The 3,428-nt window shown below is 60.2% G+C and carries 3 protein-coding genes; all 3 read left to right on the forward strand.

Going from position 1 to position 3,428, the window contains the following annotated elements:
- The coding region (locus tag CO660_RS32085; RefSeq protein WP_141504969.1) for a site-specific integrase at positions 1-1,388 on the forward strand (1,388 nt) is incomplete at its 5' end.
- A 5-nt stretch (positions 1,389-1,393) separates the two neighbouring features.
- Positions 1,394-2,344 carry a tyrosine-type recombinase/integrase gene (locus tag CO660_RS32090; RefSeq protein ID WP_097601855.1) on the forward strand — a complete coding sequence of 317 codons (951 nt, stop codon included), beginning with the start codon at positions 1,394-1,396 and terminating at the stop codon, positions 2,342-2,344.
- Positions 2,337-3,344 carry a tyrosine-type recombinase/integrase gene (locus CO660_RS32095; protein ID WP_097587711.1) on the forward strand — a complete coding sequence of 336 codons (1,008 nt, stop codon included), beginning with the start codon at positions 2,337-2,339 and terminating at the stop codon, positions 3,342-3,344. The genes CO660_RS32090 and CO660_RS32095 overlap by 8 nt, the downstream gene beginning before the upstream one ends.
- The last annotated feature ends 84 nt before the right edge of the window (positions 3,345-3,428 follow it).

The raw sequence follows: 3,428 nt of genomic DNA on the forward strand, positions 1-3,428 counted from the left end.
AATTATGCGAAGCTTGGGATTATGCGCAGGAGCTTTTCCAGCTCTACAAACTACTTTGGTGTTTCGGCGTTTGCAGAAGCGGCGTGACGTTTCCAACTGCGCATAATTTCATTCTCCCCGTTCTAGTCACTGGAAGGGGGAATTCCGTGAAGCCCATCATTTTGCAACCTGGACCTCAAGCATGGCTGTCGTCCAGCATTCTGTCAGCCTATCAGGAACGCTATGTCGCTCGCCTGCGGGAAGATCGGTATGCGCACAATGTGATCCGCGTCTATCTTGCGAGCGTCGCCCATTTCGCACGCTGGCTCGGAGAGCAGCGCCTTCATCTTTCATCGCTGGGCGCGGCGGTGCTCGATCGCTTTCTTAACAATCATCTGCCGATCTGCAGGTGTCCGCAGCCGGTTCGCCGGACGCGGTATGAACTGCGGACCGCCATTCGCCACCTGCTGAGACTGCTTGAGGCCGAGGGGGCCATTCAGTCCGCCGACAAGCAGGATGGATTAAGCAAGGAACTGGCCGCGTTCGATGCCTATATGCGTGATGTCGCAGGCCTGGCGGAGACCACGCGACGGCAACGTGGGTTGATTGTCGGCAGATTCCTCGCTCACACTTTTGGCGCAGACGCTGTCGACGTCACGAAGATCGATACCGCGGCCGTAAGGCGCTTCGTCTTGGGTGAAGGTCGCGATTGGGGTGCCGGGGCAGTGCGCGTCGCGGGTAGTTCGATAGGCGGTTATCTGAAGTACCGACAGATGAGCGGCGATCAGGTCGCCAAGCTCCTGCAAGCCATCCCGCGTGCGGCGCACTGGCGTCTGGCGTCACTACCGGAGACATTGTCACCAACCCAGATCGACGCGCTTTTGGCATCGTTCGATGCGAACCTGCCATCTCGTCGACGGGCCTATGCCATGGTCAGATGCGTCACCGACCTTGGCCTTCGCTGTGCGGAAGTGGTCAAGCTGCGCATCGAGGACATTGATTGGCAGAACGGAACAGTCAGGATCGCTCGCTCCAAGACGCATTTCACGGACTGCCTGCCGCTGCCCAAGATAACCGGTGAGGCAATTGCCGACTACCTCACGCACGAGCGGCCCGAGACGGCAAGCCGGGCGATCTTCGTTCGCCATGTCGCACCCTATGATCGCCCCGTCCAGACAGGAGTAGCCAAGCGAGCAGTCATCGCCGCGTTTCGCCGGTGCGGCTGGGATCGGTGCGACCCGCATGTTCTGCGCCATAGTGTGGCGAGCCGATTGCTACGCGAGGGCACGCCGATGAAGCACATTGCCGATATCCTACGCCATCGCAGCCTCGACACGTCAAAGATCTATACCAAGATCGATTTCGACCGGCTGGCGGCTGTCGCTCTTCCTTGGCCAGGGAGGGCGTGACGGCGATGAAGACAACAATGACGGAGCATGTCGCAGCCTATCTGGTTGAACGCTCGATGCTCGGCTTCAAAGTGAGCGGCCCCGACGCTCGGCTGCTGAGGTCCTTTGCAGGTTTCGCCGACGAGCAGGACTGCGGCACACTGACCAACGACCTTGTCATCCACTGGGCAAAGGATCGGTCGCGCATCAGTCTCCCCTTCACCTGGGCTGGACGGCTGGCAGTCGTGAAGCCTTTTGCGGCCTACATGACGCGCCTGGATCCGGCGACAGAGTTTCCAGAAACGCCGATATTCGGAAAGTCGCGGCGGAGGCTGACGCCCCATATCTATACCGACGACGAGATCCTCGGCCTAATGGCCGCGGCCCGCGCGCTCCAATCGCAGGGTGAACTGCGATCGGTCGTGTTCGAGGCGTTGATCGGATTGATCGCCGCAACCGGGCTGCGCCTTTCGGAGGCGATCAACCTGCGCTGCTGCGATGTTGATATCGAAGCCTGCTGTGCAACGGTGCGCATGACCAAGTTCCGCAAGTCTCGGCATGTGCCGTTTCATCGGTCGGTTGCCAACGCGCTTGGTTCATATCTGCAGGTTCGAGAGCGTTTCGTCAGGCTGGAGGAGGAGCAGGCTTTCTTCACCATCGCAAGTGGGCAACGCCTCAACAAGCGAACCGTTCACGGGGTCTTTCAACGACTGCGCCTCGCAGCCGGACTCGTGCCGCGCGGTTCCTATCCCCACGTTCGCATTCATGATCTCAGGCACACCTTCATCTGCCGCCGGCTGGAGCGCTGGCAAGCAGATGGATGCGACATCGACAACGCCATCGCGGCGCTCTCGACCTATGTCGGTCATACCAAAGTGTCAGACACCTATTGGTACATGACTGGCATCCCCGATCTGATGGCTATCGCCGGATCGCGTTTCGAAGGCTTCGCCCTCGGGGAGGACGCCTATGTCTGATCGCAAGGCGCCGTCCCTCTCTAACCTCGTCCAGCGCTTCTTTCTCGAGCATCTTGGCCAACACCGCGCCGTCAGTCGTCAGACGGTCGCCGCCTATCGCGATACGCTGAGGCTGCTCCTGGGATTTGCCGCGCAGCGACTGCACCGAACACCAAGCGCGATCGCACTGATGGACCTCGACGCGACGTTGCTCCTGGCGTTTCTCGATCATCTCGAGAAGGAACGTGGCAACAGCGTGCGAAGTCGCAATGCGCGCCTCGCGGCAATACGCACTTTCCTAAAATACGCTGGACATCACGACATCGATGCTCTGGCCACCATCGAACGGGCGCTCGCAATACCGCAAAAGCGATTTGACCGGCCCATGGTTGGCTTTCTGTCGAGAGACGAGATCCGCACCATCATCGAGGCCCCGGACGCCAGAACTTGGGCTGGCCAAAGGGACCGCGCCATGTTCAGTACCCTTTATAATACAGGCGCGCGTGTTTCCGAGATGATTGGCGTGCGCTGGGGCGATGTCGTGCTCGAAGGACAACCGGCTGTCCATTTACATGGCAAAGGCCGCAAGGATCGCTCAGTACCGTTGTGGCGAACAACGGCGTCGCTGCTTCGTAGCTGGCGCCGGCGGCTCGGTGAGCCGCCTGCCGATGCGATGCTTCTTCCAAACCGCAGTGGTGGCCGGATGACACGCTCGAACGTGACCCAAAGGCTACAGCTTGCGGTCGAAGTCGCTGCGCGCAGGCACCCGGCGCTCATCGGTCGAGCAGTAACGCCGCACGTTATCCGCCACACGACGGCGATGCATCTGCTGCAGTCCGGCGTGGACATCACCGTCATCGCCCTCTGGCTCGGTCACGAGGACACCGCAACGACGCACATGTACGTTGAAGCTGACCTCACGATGAAAGAGCAGGCGCTGATGAAGCTGCAGCCAGCCGGCGCCTCTGCCGGACGCTTCCGAGCTTCCGACGAACTGATGACCTTTCTACAGGCGCTCTGATTATGTTGAGATCGTTGTGGCGGACACGGCCGCCGTGCTGCTTCCGCCACGATACCTGCGCATAATCCCAAGCTTCGCATAATT

The organism is Rhizobium sp. L9 (assembly GCF_002531885.1).
In the GTDB taxonomy this organism is placed as follows: Bacteria; Pseudomonadota; Alphaproteobacteria; order Rhizobiales; family Rhizobiaceae; genus Rhizobium.